Annotated in this window: 12 protein-coding genes; 5 read left to right on the forward strand and 7 right to left on the reverse strand. The window is 61.1% G+C overall.

Annotation, left to right across the window (positions count from 1 at the left end):
• Window positions 1-64: 64 nt before the first annotated feature.
• The 6 genes from parC to nudF form a co-directional block, all read right to left on the reverse strand.
• A complete protein-coding gene (parC, locus tag I6G90_RS13170) occupies window positions 65-2,359 on the reverse strand; it encodes a DNA topoisomerase IV subunit A (protein ID WP_197927842.1) in 2,295 nt (764 codons plus the stop codon).
• A gap of 83 nt (window positions 2,360-2,442) precedes the next feature.
• Entirely contained in the window at window positions 2,443-4,338 is a 1,896-nt protein-coding gene (gene parE / locus I6G90_RS13175; RefSeq protein ID WP_075113236.1) for a DNA topoisomerase IV subunit B, read from the reverse strand.
• Window positions 4,339-4,454: 116 nt separating this feature from the next.
• Window positions 4,455-5,042, reverse strand: coding sequence for a YqiA/YcfP family alpha/beta fold hydrolase (locus tag I6G90_RS13180; RefSeq protein ID WP_197927844.1), 588 nt, complete (start codon window positions 5,040-5,042; stop codon window positions 4,455-4,457).
• 10 nt (window positions 5,043-5,052) lie between these two features.
• Window positions 5,053-5,871, reverse strand: a complete 819-nt coding sequence (gene cpdA, locus I6G90_RS13185) for a 3',5'-cyclic-AMP phosphodiesterase (RefSeq protein WP_042656609.1) — start codon at window positions 5,869-5,871, stop codon at window positions 5,053-5,055.
• Window positions 5,872-5,893: 22 nt separating this feature from the next.
• Entirely contained in the window at window positions 5,894-6,298 is a 405-nt protein-coding gene (locus tag I6G90_RS13190) for a DUF1249 domain-containing protein (RefSeq protein ID WP_267967597.1), read from the reverse strand.
• A 46-nt stretch (window positions 6,299-6,344) separates the two neighbouring features.
• Complete coding sequence (gene nudF, locus I6G90_RS13195) at window positions 6,345-6,986, reverse strand: ADP-ribose diphosphatase (RefSeq protein ID WP_197927846.1); 642 nt, start codon at window positions 6,984-6,986, stop codon at window positions 6,345-6,347.
• Window positions 6,987-7,291: 305 nt separating this feature from the next.
• Between nudF and tolC the strand changes: the two genes are divergently transcribed.
• Window positions 7,292-8,617, forward strand: coding sequence for an outer membrane channel protein TolC (tolC, locus tag I6G90_RS13200; protein ID WP_197927848.1), 1,326 nt, complete (start codon window positions 7,292-7,294; stop codon window positions 8,615-8,617).
• A gap of 116 nt (window positions 8,618-8,733) precedes the next feature.
• On the opposite strand, the gene hldE is transcribed toward tolC, so the two are convergent.
• Window positions 8,734-10,161, reverse strand: a complete 1,428-nt coding sequence (hldE, locus tag I6G90_RS13205; protein WP_139407334.1) for a bifunctional D-glycero-beta-D-manno-heptose-7-phosphate kinase/D-glycero-beta-D-manno-heptose 1-phosphate adenylyltransferase HldE — start codon at window positions 10,159-10,161, stop codon at window positions 8,734-8,736.
• 204 nt (window positions 10,162-10,365) lie between these two features.
• Between hldE and lpxL the strand changes: the two genes are divergently transcribed.
• From lpxL to I6G90_RS13230, 4 genes are all read left to right on the forward strand, one after another.
• Window positions 10,366-11,289 (forward strand): LpxL/LpxP family Kdo(2)-lipid IV(A) lauroyl/palmitoleoyl acyltransferase, encoded by a 924-nt coding sequence (lpxL, locus tag I6G90_RS13215; protein WP_197927850.1) that lies wholly within the window; start codon window positions 10,366-10,368, stop codon window positions 11,287-11,289.
• Window positions 11,290-11,915: 626 nt separating this feature from the next.
• Window positions 11,916-13,838, forward strand: coding sequence for a PTS mannitol transporter subunit IICBA (locus I6G90_RS13220; RefSeq protein ID WP_197927852.1), 1,923 nt, complete (start codon window positions 11,916-11,918; stop codon window positions 13,836-13,838).
• 37 nt (window positions 13,839-13,875) lie between these two features.
• Window positions 13,876-15,021, forward strand: a complete 1,146-nt coding sequence (locus tag I6G90_RS13225) for a mannitol-1-phosphate 5-dehydrogenase (RefSeq protein WP_042057537.1) — start codon at window positions 13,876-13,878, stop codon at window positions 15,019-15,021.
• Between the two features lie 133 nt (window positions 15,022-15,154).
• Complete coding sequence (locus tag I6G90_RS13230) at window positions 15,155-15,676, forward strand: MltR family transcriptional regulator (protein ID WP_005335907.1); 522 nt, start codon at window positions 15,155-15,157, stop codon at window positions 15,674-15,676.
• Window positions 15,677-15,738: the final 62 nt, after the last annotated feature.

Here is a 15,738-nt window from a genome sequence, read left to right on the forward strand (position 1 = left end):
AACTCAATTCAATACTATAGGTTTGCTTATGTTAAAAGGGCGCTTGCGCGCCCTTCTATATTAATTACCCTTCCTGATTTTCCCCCGCGACCGGTTCGGCACCGGCGGCGGGTTCAATCTCTATTCTGTCTACCCGCTGCAAACCGCGGGGCAACTTGGCGCCACGGCGGCCGCGCTCGCCGCGGTAGTAGTCAAGATCAGAGGGCTTGAGGGTCAGCTTGCGCTTGCCGGCAAACAGGGTGACATATTGCCCCTGCGGGATAATGGCGGCCATCACCATAAACTCTTCCCGCGCTTTCACGCGAGCCGACGGTATGCTGATCAGCTTGTTGCCCTTGCCCTTGCCGAGTACCGGCAAGGTGTTGAGCGGGAACAGCAGCATGCGCCCTTCGTTGGAGATGGCCATGCAGAGATCGGTCTCTGGCGAGCCGATCTTCTGGGGCGCCATCACCTGACCCCCTTCCGGTACTGTGAGCAGCGCCTTGCCGTTCTTGTTCTTGCCGATGAGATCGTCATAGGTGCAGACAAAGCCGTAACCGGCATCGGAGCAGATAAGGTATGGCTCACCCTCGTTGCCCATCACCAGATGGCGCACCTCTTCCCCGGCCCCCAGCGCAAAGCGGCCGGTGAGCGGTTCGCCCTGACTGCGCGCCGATGGCAAGGTGTGGGATTCAAGGGCGTAGGTTCGGCCCAACGTGGAGAGGAACACCGCCTGCTGGTTGCTGCGGCCACAGGCGTGAGCCAGATAGCTGTCCCCCGCCTTGTAGGAGAGCCCCGCCACATCGACATCGTGGCCCTTGGCGGCGCGCACCCAGCCCTTGTCGGAGAGGATGACGGTGACCGGTTCGCTGGGAATAAGCTCTTTCTCGGTCAGCGCCACGGCGGTGGCACGCTCCACCAGCGGAGTGCGGCGATCGTCCCCGTACTTCTCGGCATCGGCCAGCAGCTCTTTCTTGAGCAGGGTGTTGAGGCGGCGCTCGGAGCCCAGGATCAGCTCCAGCTTGTCGCGCTCTTGCGCCAGTTCATCCTGTTCGGCGCGCAGCTTGAACTCTTCCAGCTTGGCCAGATGGCGCAGTTTCAGCTCGAGGATCGCTTCGGCCTGGGTTTCGCTGATATTGAAGCGCTCCACCATCACCTTGCCCGGCTCATCCTCGGTGCGGATGATCTCGATCACCTCGTCGATGTTGAGGTATGCCACCAGCAAGCCTTCGAGGATGTGCAGGCGAGCCAGCACCTTGTCGAGGCGGAATTGCAGACGGCGACGCACGGTCTCGCGGCGGAAGATGATCCACTCGGAGAGGATCATCTTGAGGGTCTTAACCTGCGGCCGGTTGTCGAGGCCGAGGATGTTGAGGTTGACCCGGTAGTTCTTCTCCAGATCCGTGGTGGCGAACAGGTGGGCCATCAGCCCCTCTACATCCACCCGGTTGGAGCGGGGGATGATCACCAGACGGGTCGGGTTTTCGTGGTCCGATTCATCGCGCAGGTCGGTCACCATCGGCAGCTTTTTCGCCACCATCTGGGCGGCGATCTGCTCCATGATCTTGGCGCCGGAGGCCTGATGGGGCAGCGCTGTGATGACGATGTCGCCATCCTCCTCGCTCCAGACCGCCCGCTGCTTGATGGAGCCCTTGCCGGTCTCGTAGATTTTGCGGATGTCGTCGCGCGGGGTGATGATCTCGGCGTTGGTCGGGTAGTCCGGCCCCTGAATGTGCGCCATCAATGCATCGAGCCCCGCATTGGGGTTGTCGAGCAGTTCGGCGCAGGCGTAGGCCACTTCCCGCGCGTTGTGGGGCGGAATGTCGGTCGCCATCCCCACTGCGATACCGGTCACCCCGTTGAGCAGGATGTGCGGCAGGCGAGCAGGCAGCACCACCGGCTCCTTCATGGTGCCGTCGAAGTTGGGCGTCCACTCCACCGTGCCCTGACCCAGCTCGGAGAGCAGCAGCTCGGAGAAGCGTGACAGGCGCGCTTCGGTATAACGCATGGCGGCGAAGGATTTGGGATCGTCCGGCGCACCCCAGTTGCCCTGACCGTCCACCAGCGGGTAACGGTAGGAGAAGGGCTGGGCCATCAGCACCATGGCTTCATAACAGGCGCTGTCGCCGTGGGGGTGGTACTTACCCAGCACGTCACCCACGGTACGGGCGGACTTCTTGTGCTTGGACAGCGCAGACAGCCCCAGCTCGCTCATGGCGTAGATGATGCGCCGCTGCACCGGTTTGAGGCCGTCGCCGATATGCGGCAGGGCCCGATCCATGATGACGTACATGGAGTAGTTCAAGTAAGCCTGTTCGGTAAAGGTGCGCATTGGCTGGCGCTCTACCCCGTCCAGACTGAGCTCGATAGCATCACTCATGTGATTTTCTCTTTCGGTTCGGGAGCCGCCACAGGGCGACTCCGGCTAAATGCTTGCTGGCCCTGTGCGGGCCAGCCGACGGCTTAGATAATGGCGAGGTTGCCCTTCTCTTCGAGCCACTCGCGACGATCCGGGGCGCGCTTCTTGGCCAGCAACATGTCCATCAGCTGCAGGGTCTCATCCCCTTCGGCCTCAGGCCCCATGGTGAGCTGCACCAGACGACGAGTGTTGGGATCCATGGTGGTTTCCCGCAGCTGTTTCGGGTTCATCTCACCCAGACCCTTGAATCGGGTCACCATCACCTTGCCTTTCTTCTTCTCGGCCTCGACCCGCTGCAGCACGCCGTTCTTCTCGTCCTCGTCGAGGGCGTAGTAGACCTCTTTACCGATATCGATCCGGTAAAGCGGCGGCATGGCGACATAGACGTGGCCCTGATTGACCAACGCGCGGAAGTGCTTCACGAACAACGCGCAGAGCAGGGTGGCGATGTGCAGACCGTCCGAGTCCGCATCCGCGAGGATGCACACCTTGCCGTAGCGCAGGCCGCTGAGATCCTCGGAGTCGGGATCGAGCCCGATGGCGACCGAGATGTCGTGCACTTCTTGCGAGGCGAGCACCTGACCGGCCTCCACCTCCCAGGTGTTCAGGATCTTGCCACGCAGCGGCATGATGGCCTGAAACTCGCGATCCCGCGCCTGCTTGGCACTGCCGCCCGCGGAGTCACCCTCCACCAGGAACAGCTCCCCCTGCATGGGGTCGGCGCAGTTACAGTCGGTGAGCTTGCCGGGCAGCGCCGGGCCCTGGGTGATCTTCTTGCGCACCACCGTCTTGGCGGCGCGCATCCGGCGCTGGGCGCTGCTGATACAGATCTCTGCGATCTGCTCGGCCAGCTCGGTGTTGCTGTTGAGGTAGAGGCTGAAGGCATCCTTCACCACGCCGGAGACAAACGCCGAGCTCTGACGGGAGGAGAGCCGCTCCTTGGTCTGACCGGCAAACTGCGGATCCTGCATCTTGACCGAGAGGATGTAGGCGCAGCGATCCCAGATATCCTCCGGCGTCAGCTTGACCCCGCGCGGCAACAGATTGCGGAACTCGCAGAACTCGCGCATGGCGTCGAGCAGGCCCTGACGCAGACCGTTGACGTGCGTACCGCCCTGCGCGGTGGGAATGAGGTTCACATAGGATTCGGCGAGGCACTCGCCCCCTTCCGGCAGCCAGCACAGGGCCCAGTCCACGGCGGACTGTTCGGTGCTGAAGGCGCCGATAAAGGGCTGCTCCGGCAGGCAGGTGAACTGCTTGACCGCATCGATCAGGTAATCCTTGAGGCCATCTTCATAGCACCACTCCAGCTTGATGCCGGTGTTCTTGTCGAGGAACTTGATGGTGAGGCCGGGGCAGAGTACCGCTTTCGCTTTCAGCAGGTGCTCCAGCTTGGTGACCGAGAAGCGGGGCGAGTCGAAGTAGCTCGCCTGCGGCCAGAAGCGCACCCGGGTGCCGGTATTGCGACGGCCGCAGGTGCCGGTGATGGTCAGCTCCTGCACCTTCTCGCCACGCTCGAAGGCGATGTCATAGACCTGGCCGTCGCGGCGCACCGTCACCTCGACCCGATCGGAAAGCGCGTTCACCACCGAAATACCCACCCCGTGCAGACCGCCGGAGAACTGGTAGTTCTTGTTGGAGAATTTGCCGCCCGCGTGCAGCTTGCAGAGGATCAGCTCCACCCCGCACACCCCCTCCTCTGGGTGGATATCGACCGGCATACCGCGGCCGTCATCGATCACCTCGAGGGACTGGTCTTCATACAGGGTCACCTCCAGAGTACGGGCGTGACCCGCCAGCGCTTCGTCGACGCTGTTGTCGATGACCTCCTGGCCGAGGTGATTGGGCCGGGTGGTGTCGGTATACATGCCGGGGCGGCGACGCACCGGTTCAAGGCCATTGAGGACCTCAATGGCATCCGCATTGTATTGAGTAGACATGGAGGGCCTTGCGAATTGACGTTTGGAGGGAATCTTAACTGCTAGGCGGGGGCAGGACAAACGCCCCGCGCCGAAAGCTTGATCTGGAGAAGGACAAGCGGGGCGAGACCGCCCTTTTATAACCCGAGGAAGTGGATGATCTGGGCAGGGTAGCGTTCGAATGCCACGAAGGCGTGGTCGCCGCCGCACTCCAGCGAGAGACGGGCAAAGCGGTATTCATCCAGCGCCTTGCGATAGTCGAGCACCTCATCTCCCTGCTGTTGCAGGATCCAGAGTCGCTCCGGCGCCGTCACCGGCACCGTCAGTGCCCGCAGCTCATCCATATGCTCAGGCAGCAGTTCGTACTGCTCCCCGCTATAGGGATTGGTCTGGGGGCCTAGGTAGTCGCAGAGCAGCTCGTGCGGGCGCACCGCCGGATTGATCAGCGCCACGCGGCAGCCGTACTGCTCGCTGACCCGGGTCGCCATAAAGCCGCCGAGGGAGCTGCCCACGGCACCGAGCTTGAACTCGCTGCCATAACGACGCTGCAGATTGGCGATGGTCTGTTCGATGGCCGCCCAGGCCGCCGCTGGCGTATTGGGCTGGGCCGGAATGATCACCTCGATGTCGGGCCGGTTGGCGGCCACCCAGGCGGCCATCTGCTGCGCCTTGGCGGAGCCCGGTGAGGAGTTGAAACCGTGCAGATAAAGGAGAACCGACTTCACGCAATCCTCCTCAATAACCGGTGGCATCGGGGTCGGGCACAAACTGCCCCACCGGCAGGCGCCACACCTCGCTGGCCACCCGCCCATCCGGATAGAGGGTGAGATAGCGCCAGCCCGGGCCGGATTCATCCAGCGCGAAGCCATCACAGAGCGGTTTGAACTGGATGCAGGTGGAGGGGCTGGCAATCAGTCGCACTCCGCGGTGCACTTCGTCAAACTCCTGATGGACGTGGCCAAACAGGATGGTCTTCTGCTGCGGATGACGGGCCAGCACGGCAAACAGGTCATCGGCATTCTTGAGATTGTGCTGATCCAGCCAGGCGCAGCCCACCGGTACCGCCTGATGGTGCAGGGTGATAAGAGCGTGGCGATCAGGATATTGGCGCAGGGCGCGGTCGAGGGCGGCCAACTGGTGATCGCCAATCATGCCGTGGGGTTTGCCGCGCACCTGGGTATCGAGCAGGATCACCTGCCAGTGATCGCCCACCAGCTGCTTGGATTCGCTGATCCCGGCGGCATGGAGATATTCGGTCATCAGCGGGCTGTCATCGTGATTGCCAGGCAGCCAGTAGATGGGGCGACCCAGTGGCGCCATCATGGAGGCAAAACGCTGATAGGATTCCGGGCTGTGATCCTGCGACAGATCGCCGGTCGCCAGAATCACCTCATAGGGGTGTTCGTTGGCCTGCACCTGTTCCAGCACGGCGGCCAGACTCTCTGCGGTGCGCACAGCCAACAGCCGCCCTTCGGCACTCGCGAAGAGGTGGGTATCGGTAATTTGCAACAGGCGCACACTGCCGTCCTGCGCCTGGGGGAGCTCTGTTTCCAAAATCACGCTTCTTTTTATATGTTCAACTGGAGATATTGATCGGGCTGGTACCATGTCTGAGACAAAATTTTAGCCATTCGGCCAGAAACAGATTTACTTGCTCCTTTTCGTCCCGCTGGTGCATCTTTTTATTGGGATAATCATAACGTGGTTGCAAACGGGAAATCTGTTGCGCTGCACACACTTCCGCCATCCGCACATCATGGTACAAACGAATCTCGATTTGAGCCTGCAGATATTCGGGCAATTCGGGGTTGTGCTGGCTCAGGATCACCTGACTGGTGAAGCGACTCTCGCCAATGATGGTGAGCTGGAACTGCAGATCGTTACCGACCCGATAGCGGCGCTCGGCCCCGACCTCACCCTCTGGCGGCAGCAATTTCATCAATGCCATGTAGTTGACCTCGCAGGTACGCTGCAAGGACATCAGATCAGGCACATAGCGCCTGCTCTGTTGCAGGGTCAGCGCCACCTCAGCGATCCGCCAGCCAGCGGGCGCGCAGCTCGCCGTGGTTGAGAGCCAGCCACTGCAGGGCGATGACCGAGGCCGCGTTGTCGATGCGCCCCTCTTTGAGCCAAGCGTAGGCCTGCTCGCGGCTCACCACGTGCACCCGGATATCTTCACCTTCGTCCGCCAGACCGTGCAGCCCTTCGGCCTTGCTAGCATCCACCTCGCCCACATAGACCTCGATCCGCTCGGTACTGCCACCCGGGCTCACCAGATAGCTGATGGCGTGCTCGCAGCGGGCCACTTCGATCCCGGCCTCTTCCACCGCTTCGCGGCGAACCACCGCCTCGGCGGTTTCACCTTCGTCGATGATGCCGGCCACCAGCTCCAGCAGCCAGGGGGTCGGGCAGGTCTCCATGGCGCCGATACGGAACTGCTCCACCAGCACGATCTGGTCGCGCACCGGATCATAGGGCAGCAGCGCGGCAGCATGGCCCCGCTCGAACAGCTCGCGCACGATGGGCTGATTCCAGCCGCCTGCAAATAACCGATGCTGCAGACGATAGACATTCACCTTGAAGAAGCCGTTATATCCAGCTGATTTTTCAATGATTTTCACATCATCGGCGGCGTAATGCCGATCTTGCGGCAAGGGTTGCAGCGACATCCGGGACTCCCGTCAGCTTGACTTGTATCAGTTTGACCATAAAATCCGAGGAACATGAATGAACGTTCATTCACTCGGCGTACCATGGCAATGAGGGGTGGATTTTAGCAGCCACAGACCATTTGGCTAGGCGCGCGGGGAGAAAACTGCGTCCGGTTCTTGACGTTCCCGTCACCGGACCTGAGACTCTTAGCATTAAATTTTGCTTATAGTAGAGTGATTAAGCTGCAATCAAGCTTGGTCGGTGACAATATTTGCCCTCTCCAGCAACCAGTTTGGGTTACTACATAAGGTTAAAACGATCTATGAAAAGAACACTCTTGTCCGTCATGGTGTTGCTGGGCGTCAGTGCCGGTGCCCATGCCGAAAACCTGCTCGACATCTACCAGCAAGCCCAGATCAAAGACCCGCAGTTGCTGCAGTCCAAAGCCGTTCGTGACCAGGCCTTCGAGAAGATCAATGAATCCCGTGCTGCGCTCTTGCCGCAAATCAATCTGGGTGCCGGTCTGAACTACCTGCAAAACAAAAATGACACCCAGAGCAACAACAAAGCCTCCGGTTCTCTTTCGCTGGATCAATCCATCTATCGTCGCAGCAACTGGGTCAATCTGGACCTGACCGAGAAAGGTGCCACCCAGTCCGACGTGGCCTACAACCTCGAAATTCAGAACCTGATGCTGCGTAGCGCCACCGCCTATTTCAACGTGCTCAAGGCGATGGATACCCTGGAATTCGTCCGTGCCAACAAGGTTGCCGTTGAGCGTCAGCTGGAACAGACCCAGCAACGTTTCGAAGTGGGCCTGACCGCCATCACCGACGTCCATGAAGCCGAGGCGTCCCGCGACCAGGCGCTGGCTGACGAGATCAACGCCGAGAACGATCTGGCCAACAGCTATGAGGCCCTGCGCGAGCTGACCGGTATCGATCACCGCAATCTGGATGTGCTGAACACCGATCGTTTCAGCCCGCAAAAGACCGCCTTTGGTTCTGACAAGTGGCTGGAACTGGCGCTGGACAAGAACCTGCAACTGCACAGTGCCCGCATCGCCAAAGACATCGCCAAAGAGAAAATCGATCTGGCCAAAACCGGCCATGAACCGACCCTGGATCTGGGTGCCGGCCTGCAAACCAGCAATACCGATTACAAGCTGGATAGCATTTCGGGCGGCAATGACAATCAGGCCAATATCGGTCTGACCTTCAAGCTGCCGATCTACAGCGGTGGTGCCACCACGTCGCAAGTGAAGCAGGCCCAGTTCAACTACGTGGCCGCCAGCGAGCTGCTGGAGAAGAACTTCCGTTCGGTGCAGAGCACAGTGCGCTCCTCCTACAACAACGTGAACGCCAGCATCGGCTCGGTGCGCGCCTATAGCCAGTCCGTCATCTCTGCCGACAGCGCCCTGAAAGCGACCGAAGCCGGTTACGAGGTGGGCACCCGTACCATCGTCGACGTGCTGGACTCCACCCGCAAGCTGTACGATGCCAAGCAGAAACTCTCTGCCGCCCGTTACAACTACATCCTCAACATCCTGAGTTTGAAACAGGCTGCTGGCGTGCTGGAAGCGCAGGATCTGGTGGAAGTGAACCAGGGGTTGATGCCTGCCACGGCAAAAGCTAAAACCAAAGGCTGATAGCCGCTATCGGACATGAAAAAGGCGACCGCAAGGTCGCCTTTTTGTTATCCGTATTTCTGTCGGCTTGCTACAGCCGATAGTGAGCCCCGCCTGATTGCGGGGCCCGTAGCGCGTTAGCCGCGCTCGCGAATCGTCTTGATGATGTCGCTGGTGGAGCAGCCATCTTCGAAGTTGAGCACGCGCACCTCGCCGCCGTTGGCGGTCACCTCGGCGTAACCGGCAATATCCTCCGGCTTGTAGTCACCGCCCTTGACCAGCAGGTCCGGCAGGATCTCGGCGATCAGGCGCTGCGGGGTATCTTCACCGAACGGCACCACCCAATCCACCGCGCCCAGCGCAGCCAGTACGGCCATGCGACGCTCGGTCGGGTTGACCGGACGACCCGGCCCTTTCAGACGGCGAACCGACTCATCGGTGTTGACCGCCACGATCAATCGATCCCCCAGCTTGCCCGCATTGGCCAGATAGGAGACGTGACCAGCATGCAGGATGTCGAAGCAGCCGTTGGTCATCACCACCTTCTCGCCACGCAGACGGGCGGCACGCACCGCCACTTTCAGCTGGGCTTCGGACATGACGCCGAAACCAGTCTCTTGCTCGGTATAGAGGGCGTTGGCCAGCTCGACCGGACTGACGGTAGAGGTGCCCAGCTTGCCGACCACGATACCGGCGGCGGTATTGGCCAGGGCGCAGGCTTCGTCCAGGCTCTTGCCTGCCGCCAGCGAGGTAGCCAGAGTGGAGATGACGGTATCACCGGCACCGGTCACATCGTAAACCTCGTGGGCCTGAGCCGGCAGATGCAGCTCCGGCTGACCTTCGCGGATCAGGGTCATGCCGTTTTCGGAACGGGTGACCAGCAGGGCATCCAGCTCGAAGCGCTTGACCAGCTCCAGCCCCTTGGCGACCAGCTCCTCTTCACTCTTCACCTTGCCCACCACAGCCTCGAACTCGGACATGTTGGGGGTCAGCAGAGTGGCACCGCGGTACTTCTCGAAGTCGGTTCCTTTGGGATCAACCAGCACCGGAATACCGGCGGCACGGGCCCGCTGGATCATGCCGGGCACGTCGTTCAGCGCACCCTTGCCGTAGTCGGAGAGGATCATCACGTCGCTGTTTGGCAACGCCTGCTCGACCTTGCTCATCAGCAGGGTGGCATCGACGGCGTGGAAGGGCTCTTCAAAGTCCAGACGCAGCAGCTGCTGGTTGCGGGACAGGACGCGCAGCTTGGTGATGGTCGGGAAGTCGGCCAGACGAACGAAGTCACAGGCCACCTTGACGCCAGCCATTTGACCGGCCAGCGCATCGGCCGCTTCATCCTGACCGGTCAGGCCAAGCAGCACGGCGTGGGCGCCCAGCGCAGCGGAGTTGAGGGCCACGTTAGCCGCGCCACCGGGACGCTCCTCAATGTGTTCAACCTTGACCACGGGCACCGGCGCCTCGGGGGAGATCCGGCCGGTGGGGCCATGCCAGTAACGGTCCAACATGACATCGCCTACGACCAGAACGCGGGCTTTTTCAAACTCGGGCAGGGTGATTTTCATCTGTATCGACTCTCAAAACCTGAAAAATCAGCGGGCGATTTTATCACACTCTTTTATCCGGTGGAGAAAAAGCCGACCGCAGTTGCCGCCGCTGTCACGCTAACCGGACGCGGGCCACCCCTCTGACCAGCACACTGCCATTCGCCCCCGCCCCCCCTTTTCGGCTAGAATCCCCCGATTGTGTTTGCGAACAAGAGATTAGCCATGGCCCATGACAACGCTCCCCGCCTGGAGCCCCACCTGTTTCATCCCCGTTACTGGGCCAGCTGGTTCGGCCTCGGCCTGCTCTGGCTGCTGACCCTGCTGCCGTGGCGCAGCCAGATGTGGCTGGGTCGTCAGCTCGGGCGTCTCGCCGCCAAGATATTGAAGTCCCGGGTGAAGATTGCCCGTCGCAATCTGGAGCTGGCGATGCCCGAGCTGACTCGGGATGAGCGGGAGCAGCTGCTGAAAGCAAACTTCGAGAGCGTGGGCTGCGCCGTGTTCGAGGTGGGGATCGCCTGGTTCTGGCCAGACTGGCGGATGCGCAACCTGATGAAGGTGGAAGGGGAAGAGCATGTGATCGCCGCCATGGAGAAGGAGCAGGGCATGCTGCTGCTCTCTTGCCACTTCCTGACGCTGGAGCTCAACGCCCGCTGTTTCGGGCTGGTTCGCCCCGGCGTGGGGGTCTATCGCCCCAACACCAATCCGGTGCTGGAGTATGCCCAGTACCACGGTCGCTGCGCCTCCAACAAATATCTGGTGGACCGGATGGACGTGAAGGGGATGATCAAGGCGCTGCGCAACGGTGACGCCCTCTGGTACGCGCCGGATCACGACTACGGCAGCCACGCCAGCGTGTTCGTGCCCTACTTCGCGGTGGAGCAGGCGGCCACCATCACCGGCACCGCCACTCTGGCGCGGGTGAAGAACACCGTCACCCTGCCCTGCTACAACATCCGCACCAGCGAAGGTTACACCCTGCATATCGGGGCGCCGCTCGCCGACTACCCCAGCGGGGATGACATGGTCGATGCCGCCCGCGCCAACCGCGAGATTGAAGCCGCCGTGCGCAAGGCGCCGGAGCAGTACATGTGGCTCCATCGCCGCTTCAAGACCCGCCCCTCCCCCGAGGATGCAAGCTTCTACTAAGCCGCAGTCCCCGACAGGGCTAGATCGCCAAAACCGACAAACCGCCTGCTGGCGGTTTGTTTTTATCTGCTGCCAGCCCTGCGCGGCAAGCAAGCGCCCCGAACGTCAGCCGCGCAATCACATCCTGCATGTTGGCGCCCATTCCCATCAATCAGCCGCAAAACAGCCCTCATCACCGACCGTAAAAACTGAAAGCGGGTTACAAACTTATTGATTCATTGATAACCAGTGAGAGGTTTCGATAGATCCATCGTCACCACCCGCTGATGAGTTATTGAGTGATTTGTCCCATTCGAATACAAAAATTGAATTTGTGACTTAAATCACCTTTATCCAAAGACACCACCAAACAACTTAAGTGATGTGAGTCACATAAAATGGTCATGCAAAACAGAAAAGATCGAAATGTAGCCGAATTACAGCATCCGAATGTGATCAGGGTCACGGGTTGCAGAGGGGGTATGGCGGGGTATCTGAGAGGTGGATCACAAGACACCCCGTTTTCAGCCTAATTTGATCGCAAGCTGGTAGATTGAAGTTGCTTAGACGACCGGGATGGCGGTTCGGCAAAACCGGCCATCCCGACTACCACTTTTAATCAAACAGGCTTAAAACGGGGTCCCGACATGTTATCACCGGATACCAAAGTCAAGATACAGAATTTTGGACGCTTCCTGTCCAATATGGTCATGCCCAACATAGGCGCCTTCATCGCCTGGGGCTTTATCACCGCCCTCTTCATCCCCACCGGCTGGCTGCCAAGCGAAACCTTGGCCAAGCTGGTCGGCCCCATGATCACCTACCTGCTGCCGCTGCTGATTGGCTACACCGGCGGCAAACTGGTGGGCGGTGAGCGCGGCGGCGTGGTCGGCGCCATCACCACCATGGGCGTCATCGTGGGGACCGACATCCCGATGTTCATGGGTGCCATGATGGTCGGCCCGCTCGGTGGCTGGGCCATCAAGCGCTTCGACAAGGCGATGGATGGTCGCGTCAAGAGCGGCTTCGAGATGCTGGTCAACAACTTCTCCGCCGGCCTTATCGGCATGCTGCTGGCGATCCTCGCCTTCTTCGTGATTGGCCCCTTCGTCAAGGTGCTCTCCGGCGTGCTGGCCGGTGGCGTCGGCTTCCTGGTGGAAAACCACATGCTGCCGCTCACCTCCATCTTCGTCGAACCGGCCAAGATCCTGTTCCTCAACAACGCTATCAACCACGGCATCTTCTCGCCGCTGGGGATCCAGCAGGCGACCGAGCACGGCAGCTCCATCTTCTTCCTGATCGAAGCGAACCCGGGCCCGGGCATGGGCGTGCTGCTGGCCTACATGGTGTTCGGTCGTGGTGCGGCCAAACAGTCCGCCGCCGGTGCCTCCATCATTCACTTCTTCGGCGGTATCCACGAGATCTACTTCCCGTATGTGCTGATGAACCCGCGCCTCATTCTGGCGGTGATCGCCGGTGGCATGACCGGGGTCTTCACCCTGACCCTGTTCAATGCCGGTCTGGTCTCCCCCGCGTCACCGGGTTCCATCTTCGCCGTACTGTTGATGACGCCGAAAGCCTCCCTGATTGGGGTCGCCCTCTCCATCATCAGTGCCACCCTGGTCTCCTTCCTGGTCGCCGCCGTGTTCGTCCGAGCCCAGCAGCCGGAAGCCGACGAGGCCGATGCGCTCGGTGAAGCCACCCGCAAGATGAAAGCCATGAAGGGCGGCAAGCCCGAAACCGCAGCGGCCAAGAAGCCGGGCGGCGAACTGATGGCGGTGCGCAATATCGTGGTGGCCTGCGATGCGGGCATGGGCTCCAGCGCCATGGGTGCCGGCATGCTGCGCAAGCGGGTGCAGGCCGCCGGGCTCGATATCAGCGTCACCAACCGCGCCATCGATCAGCTCGACGATCAGGTGGATTGGGTCATCACCCACAAGGATCTGACCGAGCGGGCCCGTCGCCATGCGCCGCACGCTCACCATATTTCCCTGACCAACTTCCTCGACAACGGCCTCTATCAGGAGCTGGTTCAAAGCCTGACCCAGGCCGCCAACGATGATGTCGCCAACCCGCAACTGCTGGTGGCGGCCAACGATGACAGCTACGAGCCGCAAACGGCCGAAGTCTTTACCTTGAGCCGTCATGACGTGCATCTGGGACTGAAAGCGGACAGCAAGGAGGCCGCTATCCTGACCGCAGGCAGACTGCTGGCCGAGCGCGGCTACGTGGCGCCCGACTACGTCAACGCCATGCTGGAGCGTGAACAGCTGGTCTCCACCTACCTCGGCGAATCCATCGCCGTACCCCATGGCACCATCGCCGCCAAGGAGTTTGTGAAGCGTACCGGCATCGTCATCTGCCAGTATCCGGCCGGGGTCGCCTTTGGCGAGGCGGCTGATGAGGTGGCGCGGCTGGTGATCGGCATCGCCGCCCGCAACGACGAACACATGCAGGTGATAACCCGCCTGACCAATGCACTGGATGAACCCGGTCTCATCGACCGGCTGGCCAGCACCACGGATCCCCAAGCCTTCCTGGATCTGCTGGGTGCCGAACAGGCTGCGTAATCATCTTTCATCGTCTTTGGTTCAAGAGGTTAATATCATGAAAACATTGCATTTTGGTGCTGGTAACATCGGTCGCGGCTTTATCGGCAAACTGCTGGCAGATGCCAGCCATCAGGTCACCTTCGCCGACGTCAACGACACGCTTATCGATCAGCTCAACCACCGTCAGGAGTACAAGGTGCACGTGGTGGGGGCGGATCAGAAGCTGGACGTGGTGCGCAACGTGGCGGCGGTGAGCTCCGCCGGTCACGAGGTGATCGCCCGCATCATCACCGCCGATCTGGTCACCACCGCAGTCGGCCCCAACATTCTGGACAAGATTGCCAGCACCCTGGCCAAGGGGCTGCAGGCCCGCTTCGATGCTGGCAACCTGACTCCGCTCAACGTCATCGCCTGCGAAAACATGGTGCGCGGCACCAGCCACCTCAAGCAGGAGGTACTCAAGTACCTGCCAGTCGCGTATCATGCCACGCTCGAATCCTGTATCGGCTTCGTCGACTCGGCGGTGGATCGCATCGTACCGCCCGCCGCGGCTGCCAACGATGACCCGCTGGAAGTAACGGTAGAGAGCTTCAGCGAGTGGATCGTCGACCAGACCCAGTTCAAGGGGGAGCTGCCACAGGTGGCGGGCATGGAGCCCACCGACAACCTGATGGCCTTCGTCGAGCGCAAGCTGTTCACCCTCAACACCGGCCACATCGTCACCGCCTATCTCGGCAAGCTGCGGGGCTATCGCACCGTGCGCGAGGCGATCGAGGATCCGGTGATCCGCAGCAAGGTGCGCCGCGCCATGGAGGAGAGCGGTGCCGTGCTGGTGAAACGCTACGGCTTCGACCCGCGTCTGCACGCCGCCTACATCGAGAAGATCCTCTCCCGCTTCGCCAACCCCTATCTGGTGGACGAGATTGACCGGGTCGGTCGTCAGCCGCTGCGCAAGCTGGCGGCGGGGGATCGACTGGTGAAGCCGCTGCTCGGCACGCTGGAATACGGCCTGCCCAACGAGCAGTTGCAGGAGGGGATCGCCGCTGCGCTGCACTATCGCAATGCCGATGACCCGCAGGCGGTGGAGTTGCAAGCCCTGCTGGCGGAGTTGGGCCCGGCCAAAGCGCTGGCCCGCGTCACCGGACTGGATGAAGAGAGCGAGGTGGTTCGCGCCATCGTCGCCCGTTACGAAACCCTGTAATGACCCTGCTTGCGGCGCATTCAGCCACCACTGATAGCGCCCCAAGCGCTTGAATGGCAAGGGAATGTGCCCCATATGATAAAAACCGGGAGAGAGGCCCACTCTCTCCCTGTCAGCTGGACCCTATACACCTATGACCACACACCAGGAAGATGAAGTACTGGAACGACTGAACGAGCAGGATGGCCCCCGCGGCTTCTTTCTCGAAGCCGTGACCATCCTGGAAGAGGCTGTCGACTCCCTGATGCGACGCGCGTTCCGTCAGGAGGAGTATGCCGTCAAATACGCCATCGAACCCCTGCTCAACCAGAGCGGCCCCCTCGGCCAGCTGGAGGTGCGCCTCAAGCTCATCTTCGCCCTCGGCCTCATCTCCCTCGAGCGCTATCAGGATATCGAAGCCTATATCAAGATCCGCGACTTTCTGGTGCGCGACCCCAAGGATTACCGCTTCAGCGACAAGCCGATCCGCGATCTGCTCGACCGCCTGCACGGGGTCAATCAGGGTGGCATGATGAAGCTGGAGCCACCCGCCAGCGAAGAGGATTGGGCCTTCTACCAGATGCAGCTCAACCGGCTCGATCAGATGGTGCGCTCCGCTCTGGTACTGGCGCTGGCCGACTGTGTCGGCGAGCTCCACAAGGAGAGCCCCATCTAATCCAGCCCAAGGCCACCCCATCACCACGGTTGGCGTCTGGCTGGCGCCCTTCATACCACCGC

It is taken from the genome of Aeromonas allosaccharophila, assembly GCF_016026615.1.
Lineage (GTDB): Bacteria > Pseudomonadota > Gammaproteobacteria > Enterobacterales > Aeromonadaceae > Aeromonas > Aeromonas allosaccharophila.

What these genes read in the sequence shown, in the direction of transcription:
- parC (WP_197927842.1), bottom strand. Translation starts at nt 2,359, where the DNA reads ATGAGTGATGCTATCGAGCTCAGTCTGGACGGGGTAGAGCGCCAGCCA.
- tolC (WP_197927848.1), top strand. Translation starts at nt 7,292, where the DNA reads ATGAAAAGAACACTCTTGTCCGTCATGGTGTTGCTGGGCGTCAGTGCC.
- nudF (WP_197927846.1), bottom strand. Translation starts at nt 6,986, where the DNA reads ATGTCGCTGCAACCCTTGCCGCAAGATCGGCATTACGCCGCCGATGAT.
- I6G90_RS13190 (WP_267967597.1), bottom strand. Translation starts at nt 6,298, where the DNA reads ATGTCCTTGCAGCGTACCTGCGAGGTCAACTACATGGCATTGATGAAA.
- I6G90_RS13220 (WP_197927852.1), top strand. Translation starts at nt 11,916, where the DNA reads ATGTTATCACCGGATACCAAAGTCAAGATACAGAATTTTGGACGCTTC.
- I6G90_RS13230 (WP_005335907.1), top strand. Translation starts at nt 15,155, where the DNA reads ATGACCACACACCAGGAAGATGAAGTACTGGAACGACTGAACGAGCAG.
- I6G90_RS13225 (WP_042057537.1), top strand. Translation starts at nt 13,876, where the DNA reads ATGAAAACATTGCATTTTGGTGCTGGTAACATCGGTCGCGGCTTTATC.
- parE (WP_075113236.1), bottom strand. Translation starts at nt 4,338, where the DNA reads ATGTCTACTCAATACAATGCGGATGCCATTGAGGTCCTCAATGGCCTT.
- hldE (WP_139407334.1), bottom strand. Translation starts at nt 10,161, where the DNA reads ATGAAAATCACCCTGCCCGAGTTTGAAAAAGCCCGCGTTCTGGTCGTA.
- lpxL (WP_197927850.1), top strand. Translation starts at nt 10,366, where the DNA reads ATGGCCCATGACAACGCTCCCCGCCTGGAGCCCCACCTGTTTCATCCC.